Origin of the sequence: Streptomyces halobius (assembly GCF_023277745.1) — a bacterium.
Lineage (GTDB): Bacteria > Actinomycetota > Actinomycetes > Streptomycetales > Streptomycetaceae > Streptomyces > Streptomyces halobius.
In genome coordinates this window covers 3615497-3632071 of the sequence record NZ_CP086322.1, presented here as the reverse complement: position 1 = coordinate 3632071, position 16575 = coordinate 3615497, and the positions used below count along the sequence as shown (strand labels likewise).

At 73.2% G+C, this 16575-nt stretch carries 14 protein-coding genes; 8 read left to right on the top strand and 6 right to left on the bottom strand.

Features of this window, described 5'->3' with window-relative positions:
- Window positions 1-80: 80 nt before the first annotated feature.
- Both K9S39_RS16505 and K9S39_RS16500 read right to left on the bottom strand, forming a co-directional pair.
- On the bottom strand, window positions 81-950 hold the full coding sequence (locus K9S39_RS16505) for an alpha/beta fold hydrolase (protein WP_248864117.1): 870 nt from the start codon (window positions 948-950) through the stop codon (window positions 81-83).
- Window positions 951-1115: 165 nt separating this feature from the next.
- A complete protein-coding gene (locus tag K9S39_RS16500) occupies window positions 1116-3308 on the bottom strand; it encodes a DEAD/DEAH box helicase (RefSeq protein ID WP_248868810.1) in 2193 nt (730 codons plus the stop codon).
- Window positions 3309-3635: 327 nt separating this feature from the next.
- On the opposite strand from K9S39_RS16500, the gene K9S39_RS16495 reads away from it, so the two are divergent.
- A complete protein-coding gene (locus tag K9S39_RS16495; RefSeq protein ID WP_248864116.1) occupies window positions 3636-4373 on the top strand; it encodes a ferritin-like fold-containing protein in 738 nt (245 codons plus the stop codon).
- A 107-nt stretch (window positions 4374-4480) separates the two neighbouring features.
- Here K9S39_RS16495 and K9S39_RS16490 read toward each other — a convergent pair whose 3' ends face one another.
- From K9S39_RS16490 to K9S39_RS16475, 4 genes are all read right to left on the bottom strand, one after another.
- Entirely contained in the window at window positions 4481-4771 is a 291-nt protein-coding gene (locus K9S39_RS16490) for a hypothetical protein (protein ID WP_248864115.1), read from the bottom strand.
- A 239-nt stretch (window positions 4772-5010) separates the two neighbouring features.
- The gene (locus tag K9S39_RS16485) at window positions 5011-5238 is read right to left on the bottom strand and encodes a DUF3107 domain-containing protein (protein WP_248864114.1); all 228 of its coding nucleotides are present in this window, start codon (window positions 5236-5238) and stop codon (window positions 5011-5013) included.
- A 142-nt stretch (window positions 5239-5380) separates the two neighbouring features.
- Complete coding sequence (locus tag K9S39_RS16480; RefSeq protein ID WP_248864113.1) at window positions 5381-6031, bottom strand: TetR/AcrR family transcriptional regulator; 651 nt, start codon at window positions 6029-6031, stop codon at window positions 5381-5383.
- A 148-nt stretch (window positions 6032-6179) separates the two neighbouring features.
- A complete protein-coding gene (locus tag K9S39_RS16475) occupies window positions 6180-6398 on the bottom strand; it encodes a hypothetical protein (protein WP_248864112.1) in 219 nt (72 codons plus the stop codon).
- Window positions 6399-6557: 159 nt separating this feature from the next.
- Here K9S39_RS16475 and K9S39_RS16470 point away from each other — a divergent pair, with 159 nt between their 5' ends.
- The 7 genes from K9S39_RS16470 to moeZ all read left to right on the top strand — a co-directional run bounded on the left by K9S39_RS16470 (window position 6558) and on the right by moeZ (window position 16482).
- Window positions 6558-7604, top strand: a complete 1047-nt coding sequence (locus K9S39_RS16470) for an alpha/beta fold hydrolase (protein WP_248864111.1) — start codon at window positions 6558-6560, stop codon at window positions 7602-7604.
- A gap of 190 nt (window positions 7605-7794) precedes the next feature.
- Window positions 7795-9114: a DUF3152 domain-containing protein gene (locus K9S39_RS16465; protein ID WP_248868809.1), complete on the top strand. Its 1320-nt coding sequence runs from the start codon at window positions 7795-7797 to the stop codon at window positions 9112-9114.
- Between the two features lie 706 nt (window positions 9115-9820).
- Window positions 9821-11722 carry a DUF3492 domain-containing protein gene (locus K9S39_RS16460; RefSeq protein WP_248864110.1) on the top strand — a complete coding sequence of 634 codons (1902 nt, stop codon included), beginning with the start codon at window positions 9821-9823 and terminating at the stop codon, window positions 11720-11722.
- Window positions 11723-11949: 227 nt separating this feature from the next.
- The gene (locus K9S39_RS16455; RefSeq protein WP_248864109.1) at window positions 11950-13230 is read left to right on the top strand and encodes a hypothetical protein; all 1281 of its coding nucleotides are present in this window, start codon (window positions 11950-11952) and stop codon (window positions 13228-13230) included.
- Window positions 13231-13525: 295 nt separating this feature from the next.
- Window positions 13526-14482 carry an NAD-dependent epimerase/dehydratase family protein gene (locus tag K9S39_RS16450; RefSeq protein WP_248864108.1) on the top strand — a complete coding sequence of 319 codons (957 nt, stop codon included), beginning with the start codon at window positions 13526-13528 and terminating at the stop codon, window positions 14480-14482.
- Window positions 14470-15240 carry a spherulation-specific family 4 protein gene (locus K9S39_RS16445; protein WP_248864107.1) on the top strand — a complete coding sequence of 257 codons (771 nt, stop codon included), beginning with the start codon at window positions 14470-14472 and terminating at the stop codon, window positions 15238-15240. The genes K9S39_RS16450 and K9S39_RS16445 overlap by 13 nt, the downstream gene beginning before the upstream one ends.
- 63 nt (window positions 15241-15303) lie before the next feature.
- The gene (gene moeZ, locus K9S39_RS16440; protein ID WP_248864106.1) at window positions 15304-16482 is read left to right on the top strand and encodes an adenylyltransferase/sulfurtransferase MoeZ; all 1179 of its coding nucleotides are present in this window, start codon (window positions 15304-15306) and stop codon (window positions 16480-16482) included.
- Window positions 16483-16575 lie beyond the last annotated feature (93 nt).

Below are 16575 nucleotides of genomic sequence, written 5' to 3'. Positions count from 1 at the left end.
AAGCGCAGCGGACGCCCGCCGCGGGCGAACGGCTCACGGCGGGACGGCCGACAGTGGCGAGCAACAGTGTCGGCTGCACCTTAAGCGTCGACGTCACCCCAAAAGGCGGCCAAGGCCGCCCCGGTCGCTTCCGGACACTCCGCGTTAGGCGAGTGTCCGGCCCTCTCGATGGTGGTGCGGTGGGCGGACAGGCGTTCCGCCATGGCGTCCATCAGTGGTACCGGCCAGGCGTAATCGACGGCGCCGGAGATCACATGCTTGGGCAGGGGTACGGCCGCCAGGTCCGCCACCCGGTCCGGTTCTGACAGCATCTGGCGGCCGGTGGCGATGAGCTGCTCGGGGACGGTGTTCAGCCATCGGCGGTGCAGGAATGCGCCGATCTCCGGCGGGGTCGCCGCGTCCGCCGCCTCCGGGGGATCCAGTTCCTGCATCTTCTGCCAGACCGTCTCCATGTCCAGCGTGCCGAGTGCGTCGATCAGCAGCCGTACCCGGGTCTGCTGGGACGCGGAGATCGCGGCGGGGCCGGAGCTGAGCACGGTGAGCGACCGGAACGGGGCCGGGTCGTGCAGTACGGCGGCGCGGCTGACCAGGCCGCCCAGGGAATGGCCCAGGAGATGCACCGGCTCGCCGTCGGCATCCTGCAGGGCCAGCGCCTGAGCCAGCACGTCGAGTGCCAACTCGCCTTGTGTGTAAGCGGGTTCGCCGCGCGGTCCGGGGGTTTCGTGCTGCCCCCGGCCGTCCACCGCGACCGCCCGGAACCCGGCGGCGGCGAGGGGCGCGAGCAGGGCGATGAAGTCCTCTTTGCTGCCGGTGAATCCGGGCACCAGCAGGGCGGTAGCGGCCGGGGGGCCGTCGGGCCGGGCGTCGTGCACGGCGAACGCGCCGCGCTCGGTGTCGAGTCGGTACGCGCGGGCGCACGGGGGCAGCGTGAGGGTGGGCGGCCTGCTCATGGGACGAGGCTATCGGGGCGGGGGTGGCGTCCGGTGCACTGGCCGATGTCCCGCCCGCACGGGTGGCCGCCCCGGGCACGCCGAAGGCCCGGCACCCGCGTGCTGCGGGGCCGGGCCTTCCGGTCGCCTTCCGATCGCCGAGCGGCCGTCTTCCGGCTGCTCGGATCAGCTCTCCGGCGTCACCTCGGCCGCCGGGGCCTTGGCGCGGGTACGGCGCCGTGCGGGCTTGGCCTCGGTGGCCGCCTCCGGGGCCGCCGCTTCCGTCTCCGGCTTGGCGGCGGTCTTACGGGTCCGCGTCCGCTTCGGCCTGGCCGGCGCCTCCTCGGCGGGGGCTTCGGCCGACTCGGCCGACTCGACGGCCGCCGGCTTCGCGGCGGCCTTCCGCGTACGGGTGCGCTTCGGCTTGGCGGGGGCGGCGGCCTCCGCGCCCTGTGCCGTGTCCACGGCGGCCTCCGCGGCCGGTTCGGCGGCGACGGCCTTGCGTGTACGGGTCCGCGTCCGCTGCGGCTTGGCGGGCGTCTCGGCGTCCGCCAAGCTCCCGGCGTCCGTCACCGACTCGGTGTCCGCCACCGAGTCGGTCCCCACGGCGGCCTTGGCGGCGCTCCGGGTGCGACGGCGGCGCGGCTTGGCGGGCGCCTCGGCGGTCTCGGCCGCCTCGGTCGCTACCGGCGTGACGCTCTCCGTGACCGTGCTCTCGGCGGTCGCGCTCCCGGGCGCGGCCGCCGCGGCCACCCCGCCACGGGTGCGGCGACGGCGCCGGGGCTGGCGGCGCTCGGCCGTGCCCTCCGCCGTGCCGCCCGCGGTGTCCAGGGAACCGGTGGCCGTCGCCGTCGCGTCGGTGGCGCCCTGCGCTCCGGCGTCCACCTGCGCACCGCCCCGGGTCCGGCGCCGCTGCCGCGGCGTACGGGTCCGCCGAGGACGCTCCTCCTCGGCCGCCGGCCCGCGCGCACCGCGCCCGCGGCCGCCGGTCTCGCCGAGGTCCTCGACCTCTTCGGCGGCCAGCCCGGCCCGGGTGCGCTCCGCCCGCGGCAGGACGCCCTTGGTGCCCTCGGGGATGTTGAGCAGCTCGTAGAGGTGCGGGGAGGTGGAGTAGGTCTCCTCCGGCTCGTCGAACGCCAGGTCCAGCGCCTTGTTGATCAGCTTCCAGCGCGGGATGTCGTCCCAGTCGACGAGGGTGACCGCGGTGCCCTTGGCGCCCGCGCGGCCGGTCCGGCCGATGCGGTGCAGATACGTCTTCTCGTCCTCGGGGGACTGGTAGTTGATGACATGCGTCACACCCTCGACATCGATGCCGCGGGCCGCGACGTCGGTGCAGACCAGGACGTCGACCTTGCCGTTGCGGAAGGCGCGCAGCGCCTGCTCGCGGGCGCCCTGGCCGAGGTCGCCGTGCACCGCGCCGGACGCGAAGCCGCGCCGGGAGAGCTGGTCGGCGATGTCGGCGGCGGTCCGCTTCGTACGGCAGAACACCATCGCCAGGCCGCGGCCCTCGGCCTGGAGGATCCGGGCCACCAACTCCGGCTTGTCCATGGAGTGCGCGCGGAAGACGTGCTGAGTGGTGTTGGCGACGGTCTGGCCCTCGTCGTCCGGCGCGGTGGCGCGGATGTGCGTGGGCTGCGACATATAGCGCCGGGCCAGCGAGATGACCTGGCCCGGCATGGTCGCGGAGAACAGCATCGTCTGGCGCTTGGTCGGCAGCAGCTGGATGATCTTCTCGACGTCGGGCAGGAAGCCCAGGTCGAGCATCTCATCGGCCTCGTCCAGGACCAGGCTCCTGATCCGGGAGAGGTTGAGCTTCTTCTGGCCCGCGAGGTCGAGCAGCCGGCCGGGGGTGCCGACGACGACGTCGACGCCCTTCTTCAGCGCCTCCACCTGCGGCTCGTACGCGCGGCCGCCGTAGATGGCCAGCACCCGGACGTTGCGCACCTTGCCGGCGGTGAGCAGGTCGTTGGTGACCTGCTGGCACAGCTCCCGGGTGGGCACGACGACGAGGGCCTGCGGGGCCTCGGTCAGCTGCTCCGGCTCGGCGCGGCCGGCCTCGACATCGACGGGGACCGTGACGCGCTCCAGGAGCGGCAGGCCGAAGCCCAGGGTCTTGCCGGTGCCGGTCTTGGCCTGGCCGATGACGTCGCTGCCGGAGAGGGCGACGGGGAGCGTCAGCTCCTGGATGGGAAAGGGGGAAACGATGCCGACGGCCTCAAGGGCCTCGGCGGTCTCGGGGAGAATCCCGAGCTCTCGGAACGTAGACAGAATCTTGCCTCTTCTGTGAGACGCGGCGTGAGGCGGCGAAGGGGGTCGTACCGTGCCGTCGTACGGGTTCGTACGGGGCCGACCTGAAAGAGCCGGATGGCGCGGGACCACTGCCAACGCTCAGGCACTCGTGCCGCGAGCGGTGTCCCTCCTGCTGTGCGTACGTCGCGTACGCGCCGCGGGGGAGGGCGGTCGGTTTGGAGCCGATCGGGCCACCGACCGGGCATCCGCATTCGTGGAACGGCCTGCCGAAGCTCGGCAGGTCTTATAGCACTGTACCCCGGATGCGGCGCGGCATCCGAAGACTTGTATGGGTGAGGGATGCGTCACGCCGCTGCGGGACCGCGCGCGGCGGGCCGGACGGCCGCGGGCACAGGGGTGGTGGGAGTGGCCGGGCAGCCCCTTCCCCGGGCCGCGGAGCGGGTTATTGTGCCGGTCATGGGAACGTCTGACAACGCCGCTGCTGACGCGCAAGAACACACCGGGATCGCTGCCCAGGACTGGGCGCAGGCATCCGCCGAACCGCACTACCGGGCGGCCGTGATCGATCTCCTCGGCGCGCTCGCGTACGGCGAGCTGTCCGCCTTCGAGCGCCTGGCCGAGGACGCCAAGCTCGCGCCGACGATGGACGACAAGGCGGAACTGGCCAAGATGGCATCGGCCGAATTCCACCACTTCGAGCGGTTGCGGGAGCGGCTCGCGCAGATCGAGGCGGAGCCGAACGAGGCGATGGAGCCGTTCGCCGCCGCCCTGGACGAGTTCCACCGCCAGACCGCGCCGTCGGACTGGCTGGAGGGCCTGGTCAAGGCGTATGTCGGGGACTCGATCGCCAGTGACTTCTACCGCGAGGTGGCGGCCCGGCTGGACTCCGACACCCGCGATCTGGTGCTGGCCGTCCTGGACGACACCGGGCACGCGTCGTTCGCCGTGGAGAAGGTCCGGGCGGCGATCGAGGCCGACCCGCGGGTCGGCGGGCGGCTGGCGCTGTGGGCGCGGCGGCTGATGGGGGAGGCGCTCTCGCAGGCGCAGCGGGTGGTCGCGGAGCGCGACTCGCTCTCCACGATGCTGGTGGGCGGGGTGGCCGACGGCTTCGATCTGGCCGAGGTGGGGCGGATGTTCTCCCGGATCACCGAGGCGCACACCAAGCGGATGGCGGCGCTGGGGCTGGCCGCGTAAACGGCGGAGCCCGCGTACGGACGTGACGAGCGGACCGGCTGCCCCTCGCGGGCGCCGGTCCGTTGCCGTACGGGGAACCTGTGGTCCGGCGGCCCGCCCGGGAGTCCTCAGGCCGTCCGGTGACCCTTCAGCGGGGCCCCCGGGCGGCGCAGCCGGTGGTGCGGCGGGCGGATCAGGACCGAGAGCAGAGCCACGCTCATGGCCAGCGCGGCGACCATGACCTGGACCGGATACCCCGGACCGAGGATCGACCGGGTCAGCAGCGCGCCGAACAGCGCGGCGACCGGGCCCGTGGCCAGCGTCAGGGGGCGCGAGGTGAAGTGGCCGGACAGCCGGCGCGTGGCGCCGAGGGCGATGGCGAACCCGACGAGCACGGCGCCGAGCGCTTCCCAGATCATGCAGTTCCCTCCCGCAGGGCACGGCCGATTCTCATGGGCGAACAAATCGGTCGTAGGCGGTCGTACCCAAGGGCCTCCGTCAGCAACCCTCCCGCCCCCGGCGCTTCCTGATCAGCGCAGCGGGACGACGCGAACGGCGGGCACCGGGCCGGAACCGGGAACGCGAAGGGCGGCGGCCCGGAGGAGAGTCCTCCGGGCCGCCGCCCTCGTCCTTGAGCGGATGTCGTCCGCCGCGGCGCTCAGAGCGTGCCGAACCCGACCTTGCGGGCGGTCGGCTCGCCGATCTCCACGTAGGCCAGCCGCTCCGAGGGGACCAGGACCTTGCGGCCGTGGTCGTCCACGAGGGTCAGCACCGTTGACTTGCCGCCCAGCGCCTCGGCCACCGCGCGCTCGACATCCTCGGCAGACTGCCCGCTCTCAAGAGTGATCTCGCGGGGCGCGTGCTGCACACCGATCTTGACCTCCACGGCTTATGTCCCTCCGACGGTCTGGGGTTCCCCTGCGAAGGCAAGGGCGGGTACGCGGCCACGATCCGTGCCGTACGCAGCACACATTAGCCGGGTGCGGGGACGGACAGGACGTCACGGGCAACGCCCGCAGCGAACAAGGTCAGTGTGGTTGGGGCGGCTCGCTGCCGTGCAGCGGGAAACCGGCGATGCCCCGCCAGGCGAGAGAGGTCAGCAGCTGCACCGCGGTGTCCCGCGGCACCTGGCTGTCCGAGGAGAGCCAGTAGCGCGCCACCACCTGGGAGACCCCGCCCAGGCCCACGGCCAGCAGCATCGACTCGTTCCGCGACAGACCGGTGTCCTCGGCGATCACCGCGCTGATCGCCTCGGCGCACTCCAGCGACACCTTGTCCACTCGCTCCCGGACGGCCGGCTCATTGGTCAGGTCCGACTCGAAGACCAGCCGGAAGGCGCCGCCCGGATCCTCGACGTACGCGAAGTAGGCGTCCATCGTCGCGGCGACCCGCTGCTTGTTGTCGGTCGTCGACTCCAGCGCGGTCCGTACCGATTGCAGCAGTGACTCGCAGTGCTGGTCCAGCAGCGCCAGATAGAGCTCCAGCTTGCCCGGGAAGTGCTGGTAGAGCACCGGCTTGCTGACGCCCGCCCGCTCGGCGATGTCGTCCATCGCGGCCGAGTGGTAGCCCTGCGCGACGAACACTTCCTGGGCCGCGCCCAGAAGCTGGTTGCGCCGGGCGCGGCGTGGCAGGCGTGTGCCCCGCGGGCGTGCCGCCTCGGTCTGCTCGATGGCGCTCACGCTGCCTCCCAGAAGTCGTTCCGTATGCGGTCCGCACGAGATGGTGCACCGCGCCCGCCATCGTACTTTTGGGTAACCCGGCTGTGCGCGGTCAGCGGTGAGAAATTCTGTCCGGGAGGGCCGCCGTAAGGCGACATAACGGCCCAGGTCATCGGTATTCGTCTTCGTTGAGTTCTACGACACGGGCCTGTTCGGCGCGATCCGCCTCGTTCGCGGAGTCCGGGTCGGCGCCGGCGGGGGCTTCGTCGCGCTGCGGTGCGAGCTCGGTGTGCTGTTCCGCGGCGTCCGCTTCCGGCGCCTCCACGTCGATATCGGTCGCGGTTGCCTCGTCCTCGAAGGTGTCCGGATCGGTCGGGTCGACGGGCATGGTGGCTCCCTCTCTCGCGTTCACGGCCGGTGCCCAGGAAGCAGGGGCCGGGGCGGCTGCTCTAGATACGAGCGTAGGAGAGCGGCTGTGGCGGCGCGATGCGGTATGTGACCGCGAACACACGATCGGGAGGCGTGATCGTCTCGTAACATCGACTCCATGTCTTCGACCGAGTCGCCGGACACCGGGTCCGCCGCCGCCCTTCCGGTGCCGCCAGCCGGCCCCGGCCCCCAGGCGGGCCCGGCGGAGACGGTACGCACCGTGACCCTGCCACGGCTGACGCTGACGGTCCGGGCACCGGCCGGGACCCCTTCGGGGCAGGACGGCGACGGGGAGTACGGCGACGCCGGGTCCCGCAGGCCCCGCGAGCGCGCGCTCTACGTCCACGGCCTCGGCGGCTCGTCGCGGAACTGGTCCGCCCTGATGCCGCTGCTCGCCGACCGGGTGGACGGAGAGGCCCTGGACCTGCCCGGCTTCGGCGCCTCACCACCGCCGGAGGACGGCAACCACTCCGTCTCCGCGCAGGCGCGCGCGGTCATCCGCTATCTCGACGCGTCCGGTCACGGCCCCGTCCACCTCATCGGCAATTCGCTCGGCGGCGCCGCGTCGACCCGAGTGGCGGCGGTCCGCCCGGACCTCGTCCGCACCCTGACGCTGATCTCGCCGGCGCTGCCCGAGCTGCGGCCGCAGCTGGCGGCGGTGCCCACGGCCCTGCTCGCGGTCCCCGGCGTCGCCCGGCTCTTCAGCCGGCTCACCCACGACTGGACGCCCGAGCGCCGCACCCGCGAAGTGCTGGCGCTCTGCTACGGCGACCCCGCCCAGGTCACCCCCGAAGGGTTCGACTCCGCGGTCGACGAATTCGCGCGGCGGCTCGAACTCCCTTATTTCTGGGAGGTGATGGAGCGTTCGGCGCGCGGGCTGGTGAACGCGTACACCCTCGGCGGACAGCACAATTTGTGGCGTCAGGCAGAGCGCGTCCTGGCGCCGACCCTGCTCGTCTACGGTGGACGCGATCGCCTGGTCTCCCACCGGATGGCGCGACGGGCGGCCGCGGCGTTCCGCGGCTCCCGGCTGCTGACCCTGCCGGAGGCGGGACATGTGGCGATGATGGAGTATCCGGAGGCGGTGGCGCGGGCCTTCCGCGAACTGCTGGACGGCGCGACGACCGAACCGACCGAGATAACCGTCGACGCGGGCAGGAGCTGACAGGCCAGTGGGACGCCATAGCCGCCGACCCGGGCCGAAGACCGCAGCCGGCGGTCCGGAGGATGGGGGGACTCCCCCGGCTGACTCCTGGGGTACGGGGGGCGATCCGGCCGATCCGGCCGGTGGTGCGCTGCCCGCCCCGGGGCAGGGACGGCGCCGGCGCGGACCGGCCGGGCCCCCCGGCACCGGGGTGCGCGGCGGCCACCCCGAACAGCGGGAGCCGGGCGGCGGCTGGGGCACGCACCCCGGGAGGACGCCCGTCCAGGGCACGCCGAGGGTGCCCCGTCCGCGCGCTGCGGACGGGGCCGGGGGGAGCGGATTCGGGCCGGCCGGCGGAGCGGGGGGCGGCGTCGCGAGCGGCCCGGTGGCCTTCGGCGCATCCGGTGCACCTGGTGCCCCCGGCGCACCTCTTGGCGCACCGCTGGGTCCGCCCCCGAGCGGGCCGCGCCGCGAATATCTGGACGCCTTCGAGGACGACGGTGTGTTCCGCGCCGGCGCACCGGAGACGGGCCCGCACGCCGGGACACCCGGTGAACGGGCCGCCGGGGCGGACGGGTTGCCACCCGGTGGCCGGTTCACCGGCCGGTCGGTGGTCTTCGACCGGGAGGGGACGACCGCGCTCGGCGCGGAGTCCGGCGGCCCGGCGGACCCGGAACCGGCCGCTCCGGACGGGCCGTTCGACGACGAGGACGCACCGCCGGACGGCAAGAAGGGTCCCAAGGGGGGTCGGACGTTCACCGGCGCTGCGGCCGCCGCCGTCACCACGGTGCTCGCCGTGGTCATCGCCGGCCAGGTCGCCGACCGGCACAACAACGGCGACGCGGCGCAGGCGCGGAGCGGACCGGACCGCGCGGACGGGACCGACGACGGGGCATCCCGGTCGCGGCCCCGCCCGCCGCAGGACGCCAAACCCGCCACGTACGACCAGAAGATGGCCCAGGTCTTCCCGCTGGACGCGAAGCTGACCGCCAGTGGCCGCTTCAAGGCGACCGGCGGGGACGCCAGGGCGCCGGGGCGGGGCAAGGTGCTGCGCTATCGCGTCGACGTCGAGGAGGGACTGCCGCTGGACGGCGAACTGTTCGCCGACGCGGTGCACAAGACCCTCAACGACGAACGGAGTTGGGCGCACGGCGGACAGCGGACCTTCCAGCGGGTCGGGTCGGGCGACGCCGATTTCGTGATCACGCTCGCGAGCCCTGGAACGACCGCCGCCTGGTGCGCCAAGTCCGGTCTGGACACCACCGAGGACAATGTCTCCTGCGACTCGGCGGCGACCGACCGGGTCATGATCAACGCATACCGGTGGGCACAGGGCGCGCAGACCTACGGCGACGACAAGGTGCACGCCTACCGCCAGATGCTCATCAACCACGAGGTCGGCCACCGCCTCGGCCGCAACCACGAGGTGTGTTCCCGGCCGGGGGCGCCGGCGCCGGTGATGATGCAGCAGACGAAGTTCTTGACGACTGATGGGGTCAGTTGTCGGCCGAACGCGTGGCCTTATCCATAGGCCGGCTTGGTCGCTCGCCGTTTTCGGCTTCCCTGCCGTAGGGGGTCGCCTGCGGCGGGCTTGAGCTGACGTTTTGGCTGTCCCGCCGTGGGGGTGTTTCGCCGTTGCGCCTGCGGCGGGCGTGGGTTTTCGGGTGCGGTGACGGGCCTCCGGACTCCGTCCTGCGGCCCGTTCCCCTCCCGACGGTGGGGGAATGGGGCCGGTGGGGCCCCATGTGGTCTGTGGGGTGTCTGTGTCCGGGGCCACAGGGTGCACATGACCGGCTACATGGCCCCCACCGGTCTTCTTCCCACCCCTTCGGGAGGTGCCGGTCCGCAGGACGGAGTCCGGAGGGCCGGTGCCGCTGCCGAACAGCCCCGCGCAGCGGAACACAGCTCGCAGCAAGCGTCACGGCGGGACAGCCAAAGACGTCGGTTCAGGCCTGCCGCAGGCAAACCCTCACGGCGGGACAGCCAAAAGCGTGGGGCGCAGGCAACGCGCAGCGGACCTCTACGGCGGGGCGGTCGAAAGCGGCGGGAACAAGCCGCGGCGAGACATAGCCCACCCAAACGCCCCTCGTGACGCGAAGTCACGAGGGTTCACCCCTTCCGGTGGTGCGATGGACAACCGTCCATCGCACCACCGGGCCCTTTGCGTAACTTCTTCCTGCAGGTGACGGGGAGACCGTCGCGCAGGGACGCCGACAAGGAAGGACGGGGGTGCACTCGTGCGCGTGGGGCTGCTGTCCGAGGGTGGTTATCCGTATGCGTCGGGTGAGTCGCAGGGGTGGTGCGACCGGCTCGTGCGCGGGCTCACCGGCCATGACTTCGAGGTGTACGCCCTGAGCACCGGCGCCCGGCAGGAGGCGCGGGGCTGGTGCGGGCTGCCGGAGCACGTACGTCTGGTGCGGACGGCGCCGCTGTGGGGCGAGTTCCCCGAGGAGCACCGTCGGCACGTCGAGGAGCGCAAGGGCCGTGCCGCCGGGCGCCGCGACCGGCGCCGCTTCGCCGAGCACTTCGGCGAACTCGCGGCGGCGTTCGGCACCCAGCCTTCCGGCGGGGTGCCGCCGCCTTCCGGCGAGGTGCCGCCCGAGGCGGCCGGGGGCCCCGACGGCTCCGCCGCCGGGAAGGCGGACCGTTTCGCCGCCGGACTTTACGGGCTCGCCGAGCTGGCCCGCGAACACGGCGGGCTGCCCACGCTGCTCCGCTCCGAGGACGCCGTGCGCATCCTGGAGCGCGCCTGCCGGGGCCGCCGTGCGCTGCCCGCCGCGCACGGCGCACAGGTCCAGGACCTCTTAGCGGTCACCGAACACCTCGAACTCGCGCTGCGCCCGCTGTCGTTGGACTGGTACGGCGACGCCTACGACCCGGGGCTCGGCGGTGTGGACCTCTGCCATGCCACATCCGGCGGTGCGGCGGCCCTGCCCGGTCTGTTGGCCAAACGCTTCTTCGGGATCCCGCTGCTGGTCACCGAGTACGGCGTACGGCTGCGCGAGCACTATCTCGCGCGCGCCGCGGCGCCGCTCAGCGCGTCCGTGCGCGCGCTGCTCGCCGCCTTCCAGGGAGCGCTGGCCGCCGAGACGTACGCACAGGCGGCGCTGATCACCCCCGGCAACACCCACGCCCGGCGCTGGCAGCAGCGCTGCGGCGCGGACCGGGACCGGCTGCGCACGGTCTACCCGGGCATGGACGCCGACCGCTTCGCCTCGGTCGCCGAGGCCGAGGCGGACGACGGTAAGACGCTGGTCTGGATCGGGGCGGTCGAGCCCGCCAAGGACCTCTTCGCGCTGCTGCACGCCTTCGCGGAGATCCGCAAGGCCGAGCCGGCGGCCACGCTGCGGATCATCGGCGGGGTCGGCCGTGACCCGGAGGCGCCCGGGTACTTCGCGCACTGCCGGGCGCTGGCCGCCCAGCTCTTCCCCGACGAGGCGGCCGATGCCCGCACCATCGGCGAGAACCCGGTCAGTTTCGAGGAGATCGGCGGCCCGGAGGCGCCGACCGTGGAGGACGCGTACGCCTCCGCCTCGGTCGTGGTCCTCTCCAGTGTCGTCGAGGGTTTTCCGCGCTCCCTGGTGGAAGCGATGTTCTGCGGACGCGCCACGGTGTCGACCGATGTCGGCGCGGTGTGCGAAGTCATCGGCGGCACGGGGCTGGTGGTCCCGCCGCGCAATCCCCGCGCTCTCGCCGATGCCGTCGGCGCGCTGCTCGGCGACCCGGAGCGCAGGGCGCGGCTGGGCGCGGCGGCTCGCGCGCGGGCGCTCGAACTGTTCACCGCCGAGCAGAACATCACGGCATTTCGTGGCATCTATCTGGAGCTGATCTCGCGCGCTCCGGGCCGCCCGGCGGCGTATCGCGCGGTGGACGCGCAGGGCGTACCACAGCCGTTCGCCCGTCCCGCCGAATCCCATGTCCCGGGCCGCTGGGTCGCGCCTGCCGCCGCGCGTTCGGCGGCCCGTCCGGCCGGCCATACGCCGAGCTGGGCGACGCCGGAGGCCCGGGAGGCCGTTGAGGGGGGCGCCGGGATGCGGGCCAAGGGACTTGCGGAGACAGCCTGTTGGGTAGCGGGGGTGTCGGCCGGCGCCGGGGGGTTCGGGGGAGTCGAGGGGTGTGGGGGAGGTGCGCGTACGTGACGTCAGGAAGGGATGTGACGCGTGGGACGGACAGCCGTGCGGGCCTTCCGGTGGCGCCCTGGAGGCACGGAACGCGATGAGGTGGGCGTGGTGAGCGTGCTGGACAAGATGGTGGCGACAGGCATGACGGTGGCGACGGGTGTGATGAGCGTGGCGAGGGTGAGGGGCGTGGAGCGGAGGGCACACGGCGGTATCCCAGGACAGGCCCCAGGGAGAGGAGAGGGGGCATGACCGCATCCGAGACGGAGCGGTCGATGCCCGACCGCACGCCCCCCGAAGGCCCCCGCCGGGAGCCCACCGCGCTGCCGCCCCCGTCCGCCCGTAAGCGCACCAAGGACACCGAGGGCGGCGAGGGTGCCAATGGCGCCAAGGGGCCCGAGGGAGCCGTGCCGCGGCCCGTGCGCCGAGGGTCCGCCGACCCCGTCCGGGCCCTGATGCACCGGCACCGCAAGCTCTGCGAACGCGCCGTCGACGCGCTGGAGATCGCCGCCGGGCTGGAGGCGCACGGCGTCACCGACCGCATGGCCGCCCGCTTCCGGCACCGTGATGTCTTCTCGCTGGCCGAGGAACTGTACGCCCGGGTGCCGCGCGCCGAGTCCGACGGTGCCCCGGCCCAACGCCCCGAACCCGGCGGCCGCTCCCGGAGCATGCGGGCGGCGCTGCATCTGCTGCCCGGCGCGGTCTGTGTCGCGGTGGCCGCCGCGGTCACCTCCGCAGATGAACCCACACCCCTTCTACGGCCGGTGATCGCCGCCACCGGCATCGTGCTGATCGTCCTCGCGGTGCGGCTGGGCGTGCGGTCCGGGCCGCTGCGGTTACGCCACCAGGACGCCGGATCGGGTGCCGCGGGCCTGTGGATCTGCTGGACGGTGGGGTACGCGGTCTACGGCGACTGGCTGCTGGCGCAGCTGCTGGCCGGCGGCCCCGATCTGCCGTATGTGCGCCCCAGGGCCGCCCTCGCCACTGCCGTGGCGCTGGCCTTCGGCATCGCGCCGGCGGCCTGGTGCGCCCACCGGTTCGCGGTGCGCGGCCGGCGCTGCCTCGCCGCCAGCCGGGGCCTGACGGAACTCGCCGCCCGGACACGGCCGTTGCTGCTCGGCGTCACCCTGCTCTTCCTGGGCGCGCTGGTGACGTTGCTGCTCGGCGCGGGCCTGGTCTTCCGCGGCGGCAGCGTGCCGGGCACGGTCGCGGCCGCCGCCCTGGGCATGCTGCTGTTCCTCGCCCGGCTGCTCGCCCTGCACGGCTTCCCCGGGGCGGCCGCGGCGGGCATGGCCGCGGCCGCCGCCCTGGAAGCCCTCGCCCTGGCCATGGTGCTGATCGCCCGGCTCCCCGGCCTGGCCCCGGCCGGCCGGCCGGTGGAGGCGCTGGCCGCCGCCCTCGGACCGGCCGCCGTACCCGCCCTGGCCTGCGGGGCCGCCGCACTCGGCCTGCTGGTCCACGGCCTGCGGGCGCTGACCGGAGCCTGTGCGCACTCGCCCTCCGTACCGGCGGAGGCGGACCGGCCGTGACCCGCCCGACCACCACCGGCACACCCGGCGCGGGCCGGCGGCGCCACCGGGGCGCCCCGCGCCCCGCACTCCCTCCGGGGACCCCCACACCACGCACCCCTCCCGAAGCGGCACCCCGATACGGCCGCTTCGGGGCCTTCGACGCGGGCACCACCCCCCACGCGGTCCCGCCCCCGGGGCGGACCAACCCGCCGTCCCCGCTGTCGAAGTTTCCCCACTTCTCACAACCCGCCTTAGGAGCACGACACATGAACGTCCACCCCACCACTCGCCACGGGCACCGGGGGGTCGCACGATGAGGGTCCTGCTCATCGGTGCCAACGGGTACCTCGGCCGCTTCGTCGCCGACCGCCTGCTCGCCGACCCCGCCGTCCAGCTCACCGCCCTCGGGCGCGACGACGACGCGGACGTCCGCTTCGACCTGGCCACCGGCAGCCCCGGCGCGCTCACCCGCTTCCTCGACGCCGTCCACCCCGGGGTCGTCGTCAACTGCGCGGGTGCCACCCGGGGCGGCGCCCGCGAGCTGACCCGGCACAACACCGTCGCGGTCGCCACCGTCTGCGAATCGCTGCGGCGCAGCGGCTGCGGCGCCCGGCTGGTGCAGCTGGGCTGCGCCTCCGAGTACGGACCCTCCCAGCCCGGCTCCTCCACCGCCGAGGACGCGGTGCCGCGCCCCGGAGGGCCGTACGGCGTCAGCAAGCTCGCCGCCACCGAACTGGTCCTCGGCTCCGGGCTCGACGCCGTGGTACTGCGGGTCTTCTCGCCGGTCGGCCCCGGCACCCCGGCCGGCTCGCCGCTCGGCCGGCTCGCCGAGGCGATGCGCCGCGCCATGCAGACCGGCGACAGCGAACTCAAGCTCGGCGGGCTCGGCGTCCAGCGCGACTTCGTCGATGTCCGCGATATCGCGCGCGCGGTGCACGCAGCCTCGCTCTCCGCCGCGCAGGGCATCGTCAACATCGGGACCGGCCGCGCCGTACGGCTGCGCGAGGCCGCGTCCGTGCTGGCCCGGGTCGCCGGATTCGGCGGCTCGCTGCACGAACTGGACTCGCCGCCCGCCCGGCTGGTCATCCCGGCCCCGGCCACCGAACACGGGGTGAGCGCGCCGCCCACCACCTACCCGTATCCGGACGGCTGCGGCACCTGGCAGCAGGCGGACGTCCGCACCGCGCGCGACCGGCTCGGCTGGCGCCCGCGGATCGGTCTGGAGGAGTCGCTGGCCGACATCTGGATGGAGGCCGCATGTCGTATCTGACCACCCCCACGGATCTCTTCCGCGCGGCCACCGGGGCCGGACCGCTGGGCATCGGCGTCCCGGGCTTCGCCCACCCTCTGCTCGCGCCCACCGAGTGGGCGGAACTGCTGCGCTGCTCCGGCGACGGCCATGGGACCGGGTCGCCGGTGCACTGGACCGTGCTCAATGTGTCCAACGGGCCGGGGGCGCGCCCCGACCCGCACTGCGTGCCGGCGGCGAGCAGGCTGCAGGGGACGGGCACCCGTCTCATCGGGCATCTCGACATGGGGAACGGTGCGCGTCCCTTCGGCGAGCTGGTCTCCGACGCGCACCGCTACCTGGAGTGGTACCGGGTCGACGGCTTCTGGCTGGACCGCTGTCCCACGGACCGGACACAGCTGTCCGCGACCCGGCGGATCACCGCCACCCTCCGGGCCCTGCTCGACGGCGCCCATCTCGTCCTCGGTCACGGCACCCACCCCTGCCCCGGCTACGCCGAGTGCGCCGACCAGCTGGTGACGTTCGCCGGGCCGTGGACCGACTACCGCTGGTCGCAGGTGGCCGAGTGGACCGCCGACCATCCGCCCGAACGCTTCTGCCACCTCGTCCACGGGGTGCCCCGGACGCATCTGGACGAAGCACTGCGGATCGCCCGCTGGCAGGGGGCGGGCACGGTGTACTTCACCGACCACCGTGACCGGGGCGGTGATGCCTGGGAGTCGCTGCCCGGCTACTGGGACGAATTCGTCTCGCGCATCGGAACGGGTGTCTCGGAATGAAGAAGGGCGTGGCACTGTTACGGGCAGAACGACCGTACTTAATTACCGACCAACGGAGTCCCCGTGTCGCTGCCACCCCTGGTCGAGCCCGCTTCCGAGCTCACCGTCGACGAGGTCCGCAGGTACTCCCGCCACCTGATCATCCCGGATGTCGGGATGGCTGGGCAGAAGCGGCTGAAGAACGCCAAGGTGCTGTGCGTCGGCGCCGGCGGCCTGGGCTCGCCCGCGCTGATGTACCTGGCCGCGGCCGGCGTCGGCACCCTGGGCATCGTGGAGTTCGACGAGGTCGACGAGTCGAACCTCCAGCGCCAGATCATCCACAGTCAGTCGGACATCGGCCGTTCGAAGGCCGCGTCCGCCAAGGACTCGGTGCTGGGCATCAACCCGTACGTCACCGTCAATCTGCACGAAGAGCGGCTGGACTCCACGAACGCCATGGAGCTCTTCGCGCAGTACGACCTGATCGTGGACGGCACGGACAACTTCGCCACCCGCTATCTGGTCAACGACGCGTGTGTGCTGCTGAACAAGCCCTACGTCTGGGGTTCGATCTACCGCTTCGACGGCCAGGCGTCGGTGTTCTGGAGCGAGCACGGCCCCTGCTACCGCTGCCTGTACCCGGAGCCCCCGCCGCCCGGCATGGTCCCGTCCTGCGCCGAGGGCGGCGTCCTGGGCGTGCTCTGCGCGTCCATCGGCTCCATCCAGGTCACCGAGGCGATCAAGGTCCTCACCGGTACCGGCGACCCGCTCGTGGGCCGGCTGATGATCTATGACGCGCTGGAGATGACCTACCGTCAGGTCAAGGTCCGCAAGGACCCCGACTGCGCGGTCTGCGGTGAGAACCCGACCGTCACCGAGCTCATCGACTACGAGGCGTTCTGCGGCGTGGTGTCCGAGGAGGCGCAGGAGGCGGCGGCCGGCTCGACGATCACTCCCAAGCAGCTCAAGGAGTGGATCGACGCGGACGAGAAGATCGAGATCATCGACGTCCGCGAGCCGAACGAGTACGAGATCGTCTCGATCCCCGGCGCCCGGCTGATCCCGAAGAACGAGTTCCTCATGGGCGGCGCTCTCCAGGACCTGCCGCAGGACAGGAAGATCGTCCTGCACTGCAAGACGGGCGTCCGTTCCGCCGAGGTGCTCGCGGTCCTGAAGTCCGCCGGTTTCGCCGACGCGGTGCATGTCGGTGGCGGCGTCATCGGCTGGGTCAACACGATCGAGCCGGAGAAGCCCGTCTACTGAGCCGGCCGGCGGGGTGAGATGAGCCCCTGCTGTGGGTGAGGAGCCGGTCCGCATGTGCCGCGGACCGGCTCCTTCGTGCTGCATGGCATGGCC